The organism is Streptomyces sp. NPDC002055 (genome assembly GCF_040296705.1).
Taxonomy (GTDB): Bacteria; Actinomycetota; Actinomycetes; order Streptomycetales; family Streptomycetaceae; genus Streptomyces.
Map to the genome: position 1 here is coordinate 118,881 of NZ_JBEOXS010000007.1, position 14,335 is coordinate 133,215.

Annotated in this window: 13 protein-coding genes; 6 read left to right on the forward strand and 7 right to left on the reverse strand. The window is 71.6% G+C overall.

Going from position 1 to position 14,335, the window contains the following annotated elements; translation table 11 throughout:
- Nucleotides 1-69: 69 nt before the first annotated feature.
- From galT to ABT112_RS06090, 4 genes are all read left to right on the forward strand, one after another.
- Nucleotides 70-1,128, forward strand: coding sequence for a galactose-1-phosphate uridylyltransferase (galT, locus tag ABT112_RS06075; protein ID WP_351506043.1), 1,059 nt, complete (start codon nucleotides 70-72; stop codon nucleotides 1,126-1,128).
- Nucleotides 1,125-2,141: a UDP-glucose 4-epimerase GalE gene (gene galE, locus ABT112_RS06080; protein WP_351506045.1), complete on the forward strand. Its 1,017-nt coding sequence runs from the start codon at nucleotides 1,125-1,127 to the stop codon at nucleotides 2,139-2,141. The genes galT and galE overlap by 4 nt, the downstream gene beginning before the upstream one ends.
- Before the next feature lie 5 nt (nucleotides 2,142-2,146).
- Nucleotides 2,147-3,304 (forward strand): galactokinase, encoded by a 1,158-nt coding sequence (gene galK / locus ABT112_RS06085; protein ID WP_351506176.1) that lies wholly within the window; start codon nucleotides 2,147-2,149, stop codon nucleotides 3,302-3,304.
- A 344-nt stretch (nucleotides 3,305-3,648) separates the two neighbouring features.
- Complete coding sequence (locus ABT112_RS06090; RefSeq protein ID WP_351506047.1) at nucleotides 3,649-4,422, forward strand: LuxR C-terminal-related transcriptional regulator; 774 nt, start codon at nucleotides 3,649-3,651, stop codon at nucleotides 4,420-4,422.
- On the opposite strand, the gene ABT112_RS06095 is transcribed toward ABT112_RS06090, so the two are convergent.
- Nucleotides 4,381-4,878, reverse strand: a complete 498-nt coding sequence (locus ABT112_RS06095; protein ID WP_351506050.1) for a MarR family winged helix-turn-helix transcriptional regulator — start codon at nucleotides 4,876-4,878, stop codon at nucleotides 4,381-4,383. The genes ABT112_RS06090 and ABT112_RS06095 overlap by 42 nt on opposite strands.
- 133 nt (nucleotides 4,879-5,011) lie before the next feature.
- Between ABT112_RS06095 and ABT112_RS06100 the strand changes: the two genes are divergently transcribed.
- Nucleotides 5,012-5,827: a trans-aconitate 2-methyltransferase gene (locus tag ABT112_RS06100; RefSeq protein ID WP_351506052.1), complete on the forward strand. Its 816-nt coding sequence runs from the start codon at nucleotides 5,012-5,014 to the stop codon at nucleotides 5,825-5,827.
- 306 nt (nucleotides 5,828-6,133) lie between these two features.
- On the opposite strand, the gene ABT112_RS06110 is transcribed toward ABT112_RS06100, so the two are convergent.
- The gene (locus tag ABT112_RS06110) at nucleotides 6,134-6,820 is read right to left on the reverse strand and encodes a TetR family transcriptional regulator (protein ID WP_351506054.1); all 687 of its coding nucleotides are present in this window, start codon (nucleotides 6,818-6,820) and stop codon (nucleotides 6,134-6,136) included.
- Nucleotides 6,817-7,806: an acyl-CoA desaturase gene (locus ABT112_RS06115; protein WP_351506056.1), complete on the reverse strand. Its 990-nt coding sequence runs from the start codon at nucleotides 7,804-7,806 to the stop codon at nucleotides 6,817-6,819. The genes ABT112_RS06110 and ABT112_RS06115 overlap by 4 nt, the downstream gene beginning before the upstream one ends.
- Nucleotides 7,807-8,018: 212 nt before the next feature.
- Here ABT112_RS06115 and ppc point away from each other — a divergent pair, with 212 nt between their 5' ends.
- On the forward strand, nucleotides 8,019-10,754 hold the full coding sequence (gene ppc / locus ABT112_RS06120; protein ID WP_351506058.1) for a phosphoenolpyruvate carboxylase: 2,736 nt from the start codon (nucleotides 8,019-8,021) through the stop codon (nucleotides 10,752-10,754).
- A 271-nt stretch (nucleotides 10,755-11,025) separates the two neighbouring features.
- On the opposite strand, the gene ABT112_RS06125 is transcribed toward ppc, so the two are convergent.
- The 4 genes from ABT112_RS06125 to ABT112_RS06140 form a co-directional block, all read right to left on the reverse strand.
- Nucleotides 11,026-11,532 (reverse strand): hypothetical protein, encoded by a 507-nt coding sequence (locus ABT112_RS06125; protein ID WP_351506060.1) that lies wholly within the window; start codon nucleotides 11,530-11,532, stop codon nucleotides 11,026-11,028.
- Between the two features lie 92 nt (nucleotides 11,533-11,624).
- Nucleotides 11,625-12,215, reverse strand: coding sequence for an aminoacyl-tRNA hydrolase (pth, locus tag ABT112_RS06130; RefSeq protein ID WP_351506062.1), 591 nt, complete (start codon nucleotides 12,213-12,215; stop codon nucleotides 11,625-11,627).
- 140 nt (nucleotides 12,216-12,355) lie between these two features.
- Nucleotides 12,356-12,940, reverse strand: coding sequence for a 50S ribosomal protein L25/general stress protein Ctc (locus ABT112_RS06135; protein ID WP_351506064.1), 585 nt, complete (start codon nucleotides 12,938-12,940; stop codon nucleotides 12,356-12,358).
- Nucleotides 12,941-13,357: 417 nt separating this feature from the next.
- A complete protein-coding gene (locus ABT112_RS06140; RefSeq protein ID WP_351506066.1) occupies nucleotides 13,358-14,335 on the reverse strand; it encodes a ribose-phosphate diphosphokinase in 978 nt (325 codons plus the stop codon).

Sequence of the window (14,335 nt, forward strand, 5' to 3'; positions counted from 1 at the left end):
GGTCCGGCTGTTGGCTTGTGATTAACTGTGTTTGTTTATGTTGGCAAGGTGTGGCCGAAGGGGCCTCGGATGAAGAAGACGGCGACCCGGCTCGCGGACGGCCGTGAGCTCATCTACTACGACCTCCGCGACGACGCGGTGCGTGACACCCCCGACCGCAGGCCGCTCCCCGAGGTCGCCACCGCCTCCGAGGTCCGCCACGACCCGCTCCTCGGCGACCGGGTCGTCATCGCCTCGCACCGGCAGACCCGCACCTACCACCCCCCGGCTGACGCCTGCCCGCTCTGCCCGTCCCGCCCGGGCCGGGACAGCGAGATCCCCGCCGACGACTACGACGTCGCGGTCTTCGAGAACCGCTTCCCCTCCCTGGCCGGCGACTCCGGCCGCTGCGAGGTCGTCTGCTTCACCCCCGACCACCGCGCCTCCTTCGCCGACCTCACCGAGGAGCGGGCCGGTCTCGTCCTCGACGCCTGGACCGACCGCACCGCCGCACTGTCCCGACGGCCCGCCGTCGAGCAGGTCTTCTGCTTCGAGAACCGCGGCGCGGAGATCGGGGTCACCCTCGGCCACCCGCACGGCCAGATCTACGCCTATCCCTTCACCACGCCCCGCACCGAGCTGATGCTGCGCTCCCTCGCCGCGCACCGGGAGCGCACCGGCCGGAACCTCTTCGACGACGTGGTGGCGGACGAGCGCGCCGACGGCCGGCGGATCGTGCTGGAGGGGGAGCACTGGACGGCGTTCGTGCCCCGGGCCGCCCACTGGCCGTACGAGGTGCACCTCTACCCCCGGCGCCGGGTGCCGGACCTGCTCGCGCTGGACGACGCCGCGCGCACAGAGTTTCCACAGCTCTACCTGGAACTGTTGCGGCGCTTCGACCGGATCTTCGGCGCGGGCGAACCGCCGACCCCCTACATCTCGGCCTGGCACCAGGCGCCGTTCGGCGGCTGGGAGGGCCGGGGCGTGGACCGCGCGGACTTCGCACTCCACCTCGAGCTTTTCACCATTCGCCGCACTTCCGGCAAGCTGAAGTTTCTCGCGGGTTCCGAATCCGGCATGAATGTGTTCATCAACGATGTGCCGCCGGAGGCCGCGGCCGAGCGACTGCGAGAGGTAGCGAACCAGTGAGCAACGGGCAGCAGGGCGAGCAGCCGGAACGGCAGAGGAAGTACCTGGTCACCGGGGGCGCCGGCTATGTCGGCAGCGTCGTCGCGGCGCATCTGCTGGAGGCGGGCCACCAGGTCACCGTGCTGGACGACCTGTCCACCGGCCACCGCGCGGCGGTTCCGGCGGACGCCGAGTTCATCGAGGGGCGCGTCCAGGACCTGACCGCCCCGGACGGCACGGCCCGGCTCGACGCCTCCTACGACGGCGTCCTGCACTTCGCGGCCTTCTCGCAGGTCGGGGAGTCCGTGGTGAACCCGGAGAAGTACTGGCGGAACAACGTCGGCGGCACCACCGAGCTGATCGCCGCGATGCGGGAGGCCGGCGTCCGCACCCTCGTCTTCTCCTCCACCGCCGCCACCTACGGCGAGCCCGACACCACCCCCATCCGCGAGGACGCCGTCACCGCGCCGACCAACCCCTACGGCGCCTCCAAGCTCGCCGTCGACCACATGATCGGCGGCGAGTGCGCCGCACACGGCCTGGCGGCCGTCTCGCTGCGCTACTTCAACGTCGCCGGCGCGTACGGCGAGTACGGCGAGCGGCACGACCCCGAGTCGCACCTGATCCCGCTCGTCCTCCAGGTCGCCCAGGGCCGGCGGGAGGCCATCTCCGTCTTCGGCGACGACTACCCGACCGCCGACGGGACCTGCGTCCGCGACTACATCCACGTCGCGGACCTCGCCGAGGCCCACCTCCTCGCGCTGGACGCCGCCCGCCCCGGCGAGCACCTGATCTGCAACCTCGGCAACGGCAACGGCTTCTCCGTCCGCGAGGTCGTCGAGACCGTCCGCCGCGTCACCGGCCACCCGATCCCCGAGGTCGTCGCCCCCCGCCGCGGCGGGGACCCGGCCGTCCTCGTCGCCTCCGCCGACCGGGCCCGCGCCCTCCTCGGCTGGCAGCCGGGCCGCGCCGACCTCGCGGCCATCGTCGCCGACGCGTGGACCTTCGCGCAGAAGCGGGAGAACGAAGCGTGACCGACCTGCTCGCCGCCGCGTTCCGGGAGCCGGCCACGTTCCGGGAGCTGTACGGCGCCGCCCCCGAGGGGGTGTGGGCCGCTCCCGGGCGGGTGAACCTCATCGGTGAGTACACCGACTTCAACGACGGGTTCGTGCTGCCGCTCGCCCTGCCCCGCACCGCCGTCGCCGCCGTCTCCCGGCGCACCGACGGACTCCTGCGGCTGCACTCGGCCGACGTGCCCGGCGGCGTCGTGGAGCTCCGCGCCGACGAACTCACCCCCGGCGGGCGCAAGGACTGGGCCGGCTACCCGGCCGGCGTGGTGTGGGCGCTGCGCGACGCGGGCCACCCGGTCACCGGCCTGGACCTGCACCTCGAATCCACGGTGCCCACCGGCGCCGGGCTGTCCTCCTCCGCGGCCCTGGAGGTCGTCACCGCCCTCGCCTGCAACGACCTGTTCGAACTGGGCCTGAAGCCCTGGCAGCTGGCCCGGCTCTGCCAGCGCGCGGAGAACGTCTTCGTCGGCGTGCCCGTCGGGATCATGGACCAGACGGCCGCCGCCTGCTGCACCGCGGGCCACGCCCTGTACCTGGACACCCGCGACCTCTCCCAGCGGCAGGTCCCCTTCGACCTCGCCGCCGAGGGCCTGCGGCTGCTCGTCGTCGACACCCGGGTGCAGCACGAACTCGGCGACGGGGCGTATGCCCAGCGGCGCGAGGGCTGTGAAGAGGGGGCGCGTGCGCTGGGCGTGCACGCCCTACGGGACGTTGCACCGGAGCACTTGGACGAGTCCCTGGCGGACCTGCACGACCCCACCGTGCGCCGCTACGTCCGTCATGTGGTGACCGAGAACGCGCGCGTGCAGCAGGTCATCGGCCTGCTGGACGCGGGGGACACCCGCTCCATCGGGCCGGTGCTCACCGCCGGACACGCCTCGCTGCGCGACGACTTCGAGGTCTCCTGCGCCGAACTGGACCTGGTGGTCGAGACGGCGAACGCGGCGGGCGCGCTGGGCGCCCGGATGACCGGTGGTGGCTTCGGCGGTTCGGCCGTCGTCCTGGTCACGGAGGCCGAGGCGGACGCCGTCGCCGCGGCCGTCACCGAGTCCTTCGCCGCCGCGGGGCTCCGGGCCCCGCGGATCTTCCCGGCCGTGCCCTCGGCGGGCGCCCGCCGCCTGGCCTGACGTCCGGCGGCCTGACGCCGGGGGAGAGACCCGTATCCGTCGCGCCCGGTCGTTCCGGGACCGGCGTCCGGCGGGCGCCGGCCGGCGGCGACCCGGGGCCGGGCATCCGGCTCACCCGGGGCGGCCAGCGCAAACAGTTTTCCCAATCGCCTTCCCTCGCACCGGAGCCGCCGTACTCTGATGCTCAGCACCGGTGGGGGCCGGTGCTGTTCAGGGGGCGAGACAGTCGGTACGGCGCCCGGGGCGGGGCAGTCACAGCACGGCGGCGGCCGTGCGACCCATGTGGTTCTCCGTTCCGTGCGCCGTACCCACTCTGCCCGTCACCCCGAGACATGGGGGGCTTTATGTCACGGATCCGGGTCCTGGTGGTGGACGACCACCGCATCTTCGCCGAGTCGCTCGCCGCGGCGCTGGCGGCCGAGTCGGATGTGGAGGTGTCGGCGGCCGGCAGCGGTCCCGCCGCGCTGCGCTGTCTGGACCGCGCGGCCTCGGAGGGGCGCCGGTTCGACGTCCTGCTGGTCGACGCCGACCTCGGCGCCGTCCCACCCCCGGACGGCCGCGGAGCCTTCGGCACGGTGCCCGAGGCCGTCGGCGAGGGCGCGGTGGACGGGATATCGCTGGTCGCCGGGGTCCGTTCGGGCCAGCCGGGAGTGCGCACCGTGGTCATCGCCGAGCGCGACGACCCGCGCCGCGCCGCCGCGGCCCTCCAGGCCGGTGCCTCCGGCTGGGTCGCCAAGGACTGCTCGCTGTCCCGGCTGCTCTCCGTCATCCGCGGGGTGCTGCGGGAGGAGACGCATCTGCCGCCGGCCCTGCTCACCGGTGTGCTGCGGGAGTTGACCGCGGCCCGCAAGCACCGGACGGAGAGCGAGCGGCTGGTGGAGTCGCTGACCCCGCGGGAGCGCGAGGTGCTGCGCTGCATGGTGGCCGGGCTGGGCCGGAAGGCCGTGGCCGAGCGCCTCTTCCTCTCCCCGCACACGGTCCGCACCCATATGCAGAACGTGCTGGGCAAGCTCGGGGTGCACTCCACCCTCGCGGCGGTGGCCCTGGCCCGTCGGGCCGGCGTGGGACCGGTCGACCTAGCCGGGGACGTTGTCGAACGGGGCGGTCAACTGGCGTAGCAGCCCGGCCAGTTCGCCCTGCTCACCGCGGGACAGCCGGGCGAGGATGGCCCGTTCCTGGTCGAGCAGCCCGGCCAGCGAGCGGTCGGCGCGGTCCTGCCCCTCCGCGGTCAGCCGGACCAGCACACCGCGCCGGTCGCTGGGGTCCGGCAGCCGCTCGACCAGGCCCTTCTTGGCGAGCCGGTCGATGCGGTTGGTCATGGTGCCGGAGGTGACCAGGGTCTGGGTGAGCAGCTGCCCCGGTGAGAGCTGGTACGGGGTCCCGGCCCGGCGCAGTGCGGTGAGCACGTCGAACTCCCAGGGCTCCAGGCCGTGCTCGGCGAACGCCAGCCGACGGGCCCGGTCGAGGTGCCGCGCGAGCCGGCTCACCCGGCTCAGCACCTCCAGGGGTTCCACGTCGAGATCAGGGCGCTCCCGGCGCCACGCCGCGACCAGCCGATCGACCTCGTCCTCCATGGCGATCAGTGTAGTAGGTCTGTCGACGTGAAGTCTCTTGACGTCAAGAGATATTCTGGTCAACGTATGGGCATCGTCGGCGCGTGAAGCGATTCCGCTTCCGGCCCGTCCGCTCAGCAAGGGGGCAACACCTGTGCCAGAACCCGTATGGGACCCGGATCAGTACCTGCGCCACTCCGGCCATCGGACCCGCCCGTTCCACGACCTGCTCCACCGCATACCCGAGCTGCCGTCCGGCAACCGTCCGGCCCGCATCGCCGACCTCGGCTGCGGCCCCGGCAACGTCACCACGCTGCTCGCCGACCGCTGGCCCGACGCCCGCATCACCGGCCTCGACAACTCCGCCGAAATGCTCGCCCAGGCCGCCCGGTACGCAGGCCCCACCCCGGGCGGCGGCAGCCTCGACTTCCGCGCCGCCGACGCCGCCTGCTGGGCTCCCGAGGAGCCGTACGACCTGATCGTCTCCAACGCCGCCCTCCAGTGGGTCCCCCGGCACACCGAGTCCTTCCCCGCCTGGGCCGACGCCCTCGCCCCCGGCGGCGTCCTCGCCTTCCAGGTCCCCGGCAACTTCGTCTCCCCCAGCCACGCGCTGCTCGGCGAGCTCTGCGACACCCCTCAGTGGCGGGACCGGCTCGGCAGCCACGGACGGCGCTTCGTCCACGTCCTGGAACCCTGGGAGTACCTGACCCGGCTCACCGACCTCGGCTTCGACGCCGACGCCTGGGAGACCACCTACATCCAGCTGCTCCAGGGCGAGGACCCCGTCCTGGACTGGGTGAAGGGCACCGCCCTGCGGCCGGTGCTCACCGTCCTCGCCGACGACGGCCCGGCCCGCGAGGAATTCCTCGGCCAGTACCGCGACCTGCTCCGCAAGGCCTACCCGCCCGGCCCGCACGGCACGGTCTTCCCCTTCCGGCGGATCTTCGCCGTCGCCCGGAGGATCGCCTGATGGTCAGCGCCGTCGACCCCGTCCGACCGACCCCGTCCGTCCGGCCGACCCCGTCCGTCCGGCCGACCCCGTCCGTCCGGCCGACCCCGTCCGTCCGGCCGCGCCGCCCGGAGCCGAGGGCCGGCTCCGCGCCTTCCGCGCCGGGGCTCTCGCGATGACCGGGACCCCGGAACCGCCGGTGCTCGCCGCCCGCGGCGGTTGCCGGTCCGCCGCCGGCGCGGTGCAGTCGCTACCGGCGGTGCAGCCGTTGCGGGAAGCCGGACAGGCGCGGCCCTAGCCGCTCGCGCCCCGGCTTCCGGTGCCGCCTCAGTTCCGCCGGTGACCGACGAGCCGGGGCTTGGGCTCCAGGCCGTCCAGACCGTGCCAGGCCAGATTCACCAGATGCGCCGCCACCTCGGCCTTCTTCGGCTTCCGCACATCCAGCCACCACTGGCCGGTCAGCGCCACCATGCCGACCAGCGCCTGCGCGTACAGCGGCGCCAGCTTCGGCTCGAAGCCCCGGGCCTTGAACTCCAGCCCCAGAATGTCCTCGACCTGCGTGGCGATATCGCTGATCAGGGAGGCGAAGGTGCCCGTGGACTGGGCGACCGGGGAATCCCGCACCAGAATGCGGAAGCCGTCCGTGTAGGTCTCGATGTAGTCCAGCAGCGCGAACGCCGCCTGTTCCAGCAGCTCCCGGGGATGGCCCGCGGTCAGCGCCCCGGTCACCATGTCCAGCAGCTGCCGCATCTCGCGGTCCACCACGACGGCGTACAGCCCCTCCTTGCCGCCGAAGTGCTCGTAGACCACCGGCTTGGACACCCCGGCCTTGGCCGCGATCTCCTCCACCGACGTGCCCTCGAAGCCCTTCTCGGCGAAGAGCGTGCGGCCGATGTCCAGCAGCTGCTCCCGGCGCTCCTTGCCGGTCATCCGCACCCGGCGGGCGCGGCGGCCTCCGGAGGCGGAGGCCCGGTCCTTCTCACTGCTGCTGTCGATCGCCACGCCGTCAATCATGCCGCCTTCGCGTCCTCGGCCTTGCCCGGGGCGGTCTTGCGGCGGGAGTCGATGCGCTCGGCGCTCGGCCAGCGGACGTCGTACGCCCAGCCCAGCTTCTCGCACCAGCGGATGATCCGGGCGCTGGAGTCGATCTGCCCGCGCATCACGCCGTGCCGGGCCGAGGTCGGGTCCGCGTGGTGCAGGTTGTGCCACGACTCACCGCACGACAGCACGGCCAGCCACCAGACGTTGCCCGACTTGTCCCGGGACTTGAACGGCCGCTTGCCGACCGCGTGGCAGATCGAGTTGATCGACCACGTCACGTGGTGCAGCAGCGCGACCCGCACCAGCGAGCCCCAGAAGAACGCGGTGAGCGCGCCCTGCCAGGACCACGTCACCAGACCGCCCACCAGCGGCGGCAGGGCCAGCGACAGCACCGTCCAGTAGACGAACTGGCGGGAGATCCGGCGGATCATCGGGTCCTTGACCAGGTCCGGGGCGTACTTCTGCTGCGGCGTCTGCTCCTCGTCGAACATCCATGCGATGTGGGCCCACCACAGGCCCTTCATCAGCGCGGGCACCGTCTCGCCGAACCGCCACGGCGAATGCGGGTCGCCCTCGGCGTCGGAGAACTTGTGGTGCTTGCGGTGATCGGCCACCCAGCGCACCAGCGGTCCCTCGACCGCCATCGACCCGGCGATCGCCAGCGCGATCCGCAGCGGGCGCTTCGCCTTGAAGGAGCCGTGGGTGAAATACCGGTGGAAACCGATCGTGATCCCGTGGCACCCCAGGTAGTACATGAACACCATCAGGCCCAGGTCCAGCCAGCTCACCCCCCAGCCCCAGGCCAGCGGAACCGCGGCGACGAGCGCCACAAACGGAACCGTGATGAACAGCAGCAGGGCGAGCTGCTCGATCGATCTCTTGCTGTCCCCGCCGAGCGTGGCGAGGTCGGTGTCGGCGGACGTCGGGGCGTCGTCGATCACATCGGGGCTTGTGGTCATGCGGGCGTCCCTCGTCGGGCTGGATGCTCGGGCTATGGAAACGGAATCTGGCTACGGAACCGTAACCTACGGCTTCGTAAGTATGGCAGGGCCAGATGAACGGGCAAGAGGGCTGTGAAACGGCGTGGCAACGGCCGCCTATCCTGGTGACCGTCGGACAGCGCGGTCCGCACCCCGCCAGAGATGCTCATCCCCTGCAAGGAGCCGCACCTGTGAGCAGTGCCGACATCACCCCCGAGACCAGCGACAACGCCGCGCTGCGAGCCGATATCCGCCGCCTGGGAGACCTGCTCGGGGAAACCCTCGTGCGCCAGGAGGGCCCCGCACTCCTCGACCTCGTCGAACGTGTGCGTGCCCTCACCCGTACGGACGGTGAGGCCGCCGCGCAGCTGCTCGGGAAGACCGACCTGGAGACCGCCGGCAAGCTCGTACGCGCGTTCTCCACCTACTTCCACCTCGCGAACGTGACCGAGCAGGTCCACCGCGGCAAGGAGCTCCGCTCCCGCCGCGCCGCCGAGGGCAGCCTCCTCGCCCGCACCGCCGACCGGCTCAAGGACGCCGACCCCGAGCACCTGCGGGCCACCGTGGCGCATCTCACCGTGCGCCCCGTCTTCACCGCACACCCCACCGAGGCCGCCCGCCGCAGCGTCCTCAACAAGCTCCGCCGGATCGCCGCCCTGCTGGAGGAGCCCGCGGACGGCGGCGACCGCCGCCGCGCCGACCTCCGCCTCGCCGAGAACATCGACCTCGTCTGGCAGACCGACGAGCTGCGCGTCGCCCGCCCCGAGCCGGCCGACGAGGCCCGCAACGCCATCTACTACCTCGACGAGCTGCACGCCGGAGCCGTCGGCGACGTCCTCGAGGACCTCGCCGCCGAGCTCGACCGGGTCGGCGTCGAGCTGCCGTCCGGCACCCGCCCCCTCACCTTCGGCACCTGGATCGGCGGCGACCGCGACGGCAACCCCAACGTCACCCCCGCCGTCACCCGCGAGGTGCTGATCCTCCAGCACGAGCACGGCATCACCGACGCACTGGAACTCGTCGACCAGCTCCGCGGCCTGCTCTCCAACTCCATCCGCTACACCGGCGCCACCGAGGAACTCACCACCTCGCTCCGCACCGACCTGGAGCTGCTCCCCGAGATCAGCCCCCGCTACAAGCGCCTCAACTCCGAGGAGCCCTACCGGCTCAAGGTCACCTGCATCCGGCAGAAGCTCCTCAACACCCGCGAACGGCTCGCCAAGGGCACCCCCCACGAGGCCGGCCGCGACTACCTCGGCACCGCCGAACTCCTCGACGACCTCACCCTCGTCCAGGAATCCCTGCGCGCCCACCGTGGCGGGCTGTTCGCCGACGGCCGCATGGACCGCACCATCCGCACCCTGGCCGCCTTCGGGCTCCAGCTCGCCACCATGGACGTCCGCGAACACGCCGACGCCCACCACCACGCCCTCGGTCAGCTCTTCGACCGGCTCGGCGAGGAGTCCTGGCGGTACGCCGACATGCCGCGCGACTACCGGCGCAAGCTCCTCGCCAAGGAGCTCCGCTCCCGCCGCCCGCTCGCCCCGCAGCACGCCCCGCTCGACGCCGGCGGCGCCAAGACCCTCGGCGTGTTCACCACCATCGGCGAAGCCCTCGAACAGTTCGGCCCCGAGGTCGTCGAGTCCTACATCATCTCCATGTGCCAGGGCGCCGACGACGTCTTCGCCGCCGCCGTCCTCGCCCGCGAGGCCGGACTCGTCGACCTCCACGCCGGCTGGGCCAGGATCGGCATCGTCCCGCTGCTGGAGACCACCGACGAGCTCAAGGAAGCCGACCGCATCCTCGACGAGATGCTCGCCGACCCCTCCTACCGGCGGCTCGTCGCCCTCCGCGGCGACGTCCAGGAAGTGATGCTCGGCTACTCCGACTCCTCCAAGTTCGGCGGCATCACCACCTCCCAGTGGGAGATCCACCGCGCCCAGCGCCGGCTCCGCGACGTCGCCCACCGCTACGGCGTGCGGCTGCGCCTCTTCCACGGCCGCGGCGGCACCGTCGGCCGCGGCGGCGGCCCCTCCCACGACGCGATCCTCGCCCAGCCGTGGGGCACCCTCGACGGCGAGATCAAGGTCACCGAGCAGGGCGAGGTCATCTCCGACAAGTACCTCGTGCCGTCCCTGGCCCGGGAGAACCTGGAACTCACCGTCGCCGCCACCCTCCAGGCCTCCGCGCTGCACACCGCGCCCCGCCAGTCCGACGAGGCGCTGACCCGCTGGGACGCGGCCATGGACACCGTCTCCGACGCCGCCCACAACGCCTACCGCCGGCTCGTCGAGGACCCGGACCTCCCCGCGTACTTCTTCGCCTCCACCCCCGTCGACCAGCTCGCCGACCTGCACCTGGGCTCCCGGCCCTCCCGGCGCCCCGACAGCGGCGCCGGACTCGACGGACTGCGGGCCATCCCGTGGGTGTTCGGCTGGACCCAGTCCCGGCAGATCGTCCCCGGCTGGTTCGGCGTCGGATCGGGCCTCAAGGCCGCACGGGAAGCCGGCCTGGACACCGTCATCGACGAGATGCACCAGCACTGGCACTTCTTCCGCAACTTCCTGTCCAACGTCGAAATGACCCTGGCCAAGACCGATCTGCGGATCGCCCAGCACTACGTCGACACCCTCGTCCCCGACGACCTCAAGCACGTCTTCGACGTCATCCGGGCCGAGCACGAGCTCACCGTCAAGGAAGTCCTCCGCATCACCGGCGGCACGGAACTCCTCGACTCCCAGCCCGAGCTCCAGCAGACCTTCCGGGTCCGCGACGCCTACCTCGACCCGATCTCCTACCTCCAGGTCTCCCTGCTGCACCGGCAGCGCGGCGAGACCGAGCGTGGCGAGGAGCCCGACCCGCTGCTCTCCCGCGCCCTGCTGCTCACCGTCAACGGCGTGGCGGCCGGCCTCCGCAACACCGGCTGACGCGCCGTCCGGGCGACATGGATCAGGGGCCGGCCCGGGTGGGCCGGCCCCTGATGCGTGCCGGGAGCACTGCGCGACCGGTGACGGGCGATCGGTGACGCGTGGTCGGAGAGGCATGGTCGGAGAGGCCGGCGCTGGGGGAAGCGTGTGCAGCCATATGCGCTCTGGGATGCGCGATCAGGGCTTGTGTGCTCAGGGATGGGCGCTCCGGGACAGGCGCTCAGGGCCGTGCGCCCAGGGATGTCTGCTCAGAGCGCTCAGGGATGTCCGCTCAGAGCACCGCGAATGACGCGCCCATCAGCGCCACCCCCGCGAGACCCAGCCCCCACGCCGTCCGGCGCATCCGCAAGCCCCCCGCCACCACCACGGCCGCCAGCATCAGCGCGCCCGCCAGCGGCACCCAGGCGTGCAGCACCCCGCCCCAGCCGGTCCGCACCACCTCGTCCGTCCCCGGCTTCACCGCGACGAGCAGCCGCTCGCCCTCCCGGTGCGTGACCGCCTCGTCGACCGACACCGTCCGCCGGTCCTCGCCGGGCCCCGTCGCCACGAACGGGCCGGTGCACGACTTCTCACCGCACCGGGCCACGGTCATCGTGCCCAGCTCCCGGCCCTTCGTCAGCATCGAGTACTGCGCCGTCCCCCACGACGTCCAGACTCCCGCCACCAGAATGACCAGGGCGACCGCCGCCATCAGCAGATTCCTGCCGAGCAGCAGCAGCCCGAAGGCGCTCTCGCCCGCCCGTCTCACCCGGCTGCGCTTCGTCGTGGATCTGACCATGGCGGCGATCCTTGGCCATAGCTAAGCGCTGGGTCAACCTTCGGTCTGCAGCTTGGGCGGGGCTGTCCCCTTAGGTGTTGTACGTACCCTGATCAGGTGTTGTACGTACCCTGAGCCCGCTCCAGACCGTCCAGCATCAGACACTCCACCGCGTCCGCCGCCCGGTCCACGAAGTACCCCAGCTCCTTGCGCTCCGCGCCGGAGAAGTCCTTCAGCACGAACGACGCCACATCCATCCGGCCCGGCGGCCGCCCGATCCCGAAGCGCACCCGGTGGTAGTCCGGGCCCTGCGCCTTCGTGATCGACTTCAGACCGTTGTGGCCGTTGTCCCCGCCGCCCAGCTTCAGCCGCAGCGCCCCGTAGTCGATGTCCAGCTCGTCGTGGACCGCCACGACATGGGCGAGCGGAACCTTGTAGAAGTCCCGCAGCGCCGACACCGGGCCGCCCGACAGGTTCATGAACGACATCGGCTTCGCCACGACGACCCGGCGGCTCGACGGCCCCGGCGGGCCGAACCGCCCCTCCACCACCTGCGCACGCGACTTGTGCGCCTTGAACCGGCCGCCGATCCGCTCCGCCAGCAGATCCGCCACCATGAAGCCCACATTGTGACGGTTCGCCGCGTACTCCGGCCCCGGATTGCCCAGACCCACCACGAGCCAGGGGCTGTCCACGTCGCTCATCTACGTCTCTCCTGCTGCGGATCGAACCGTCCCGTACCGGCCGGATCGTACGGTGCCACCGCTCCGGCCGCCCTGCACGACAACCGCCCCGCTCCAGCGGAGCGGGGCGGCTGCCGACACCTCGGAAGAATCCGGGACGATCAGGCCTCGGCGGCCTCTTCGCCCTCCTCGCCCGCCGGCTCCTCGGCCTGCGCGGCCAGGACCTGGAGGACCACCGCGTCCTCCTCGACGGCCAGGGAGGTGCCCTTCGGCAGGTCGATGTCCTTGGCGTGGATCGAGGCACCGGCCTCCAGGCCCTCCACGGAGACGGTCACGCCCTCCGGGATGTGGGTCGCCTCGGTCTCGACCGGCAGCGCGTTCAGCACGTGCTCGAGCAGGTTGCCGCCCGGCGCCAGGTCGCCCTCGACGTGGATCGGCACCTCGACGGTGACCTTCTCGCCCTTCCGCACGACCAGCAGGTCGATGTGGACCAGGAAGCCGCGGATGGCCTCACGCTGGACGGCCTTCGGGATGACGAGCTGGGACTTGCCGTCGACCTGCAGGTTGATCAGGACGTTCGGGGTCTTCAGGGCCATCATCAGGTCGTGCGCCGGGATCAGCACGTGCGACGGCTCGGCACCGTGACCGTAGATGACACCCGGGACCTTGCCGACGACACGGTTGCGGCGGGAAGCACCCTTGCCGAACTCCGTACGGGCCTCAGCGGAAATCTTGTACTCAGCCATGACTGCGCTCCTCGCAGGTGGTGCTTCCAGGGGAAGCATGGATCCGACGGCCGTCACCCGGCCCACGACAGACCTGCTACGAAGAGCGCGTCGATAACGGACCACCACTCATGTGAAGCGGTGTCCCTCGCCGAGCAACCCGCTGATTCTACCCGGCCGCCCGGTCGCCCCCCAAACCGATCACCCGCACCCGTCAGGCAGGGGACCCCGCACACACGGAAGCCCCCGGTTCCGGAGTGCAGAACTCCGGAACCGGGGGCTTCCCGCAGGACTCGACGCCCAATGCCAGCCGTACTCGTCGGCAGCCGCAGCGACAGCCGCACCGGCACCGTCAAGCAGGCGGCACCGTCAGGCAGCACGCACCGCCAGGCAGGCGGCACCCGTCAGGCAGCACGCACCGTCAGGCAGGCGGCACCGTCAGGCCTGCTCCTCGAACAGGCTCGTCACCGAACCGTCCTCGAACACCTCACGCACCGCACGCGCGATCGTCGGTGCCATCGACAGCACCGTGATCTTGTCCAGCTCCAGCTCACCCGGCGTCGGCAGGGTGTTCGTGAAGACGAACTCGCTCACCTTCGAATTCTTCAGCCGGTCCGCCGCCGGACCCGACAGCACACCGTGCGTCGCCGTCACGATGACGTCCTCCGCACCGTTCGCGAACAGCGCGTCCGCCGCGGCGCAGATCGTGCCACCGGTGTCGATCATGTCGTCGACCAGGACGCACACCCGGCCCTCCACATCACCGACGACCTCGTGCACCGTCACCTGGTTCGCGACGTCCTTGTCCCGCCGCTTGTGCACGATCGCCAGCGGCGCGCCCAGCCGGTCGCACCACCGGTCCGCCACCCGCACCCGGCCCGCGTCCGGCGACACCACGGTCAGCTTCGACCGGTCCACCTTGGCGCCCACGTAGTCCGCCAGGACCGGCAGCGCGAAGAGGTGGTCCACCGGGCCGTCGAAGAAGCCCTGGATCTGGTCGGTGTGCAGGTCGACCGTGAGCACCCGGTCCGCACCAGCCGTCTTCAGCAGGTCCGCCACCAGACGCGCCGAAATCGGCTCACGGCCACGGTGCTTCTTGTCCTGACGGGCATAACCGAAGAACGGCAGGATCACCGTGATGCTCCGCGCGGAAGCCCGCTTCAGAGCGTCAATCATGATCAACTGCTCCATGATCCACTTATTGATGGGAGCCGTGTGGCTCTGCATCAGGAAGCAGTCCGCGCCACGCGCCGACTCCTGGTAGCGGACATAGATCTCACCGTTGGCGAAGTCGAAAACCTTCGTCGGGACCAGGCCCACACCCAGTTGGTGCGCGACCTCCTCGGCCAGCTCTGGGTGGGCGCGGCCGGAGAAGAGCATCAACTTCTTCTCGCCGGTCGTCTTGATCCCGGTCAC

Bases quoted from the DNA above. Each gene is read 5' to 3' on its own strand.
- galT (WP_351506043.1), top strand. From the start codon at position 70: ATGAAGAAGACGGCGACCCGGCTCGCGGACGGCCGTGAGCTCATCTAC.
- ABT112_RS06090 (WP_351506047.1), top strand. From the start codon at position 3,649: ATGTCACGGATCCGGGTCCTGGTGGTGGACGACCACCGCATCTTCGCC.
- ABT112_RS06095 (WP_351506050.1), bottom strand. From the start codon at position 4,878: ATGGAGGACGAGGTCGATCGGCTGGTCGCGGCGTGGCGCCGGGAGCGC.
- ABT112_RS06110 (WP_351506054.1), bottom strand. From the start codon at position 6,820: ATGATTGACGGCGTGGCGATCGACAGCAGCAGTGAGAAGGACCGGGCC.
- ABT112_RS06115 (WP_351506056.1), bottom strand. From the start codon at position 7,806: ATGACCACAAGCCCCGATGTGATCGACGACGCCCCGACGTCCGCCGAC.
- ABT112_RS06125 (WP_351506060.1), bottom strand. From the start codon at position 11,532: ATGGTCAGATCCACGACGAAGCGCAGCCGGGTGAGACGGGCGGGCGAG.
- pth (WP_351506062.1), bottom strand. From the start codon at position 12,215: ATGAGCGACGTGGACAGCCCCTGGCTCGTGGTGGGTCTGGGCAATCCG.
- ABT112_RS06135 (WP_351506064.1), bottom strand. From the start codon at position 12,940: ATGGCTGAGTACAAGATTTCCGCTGAGGCCCGTACGGAGTTCGGCAAG.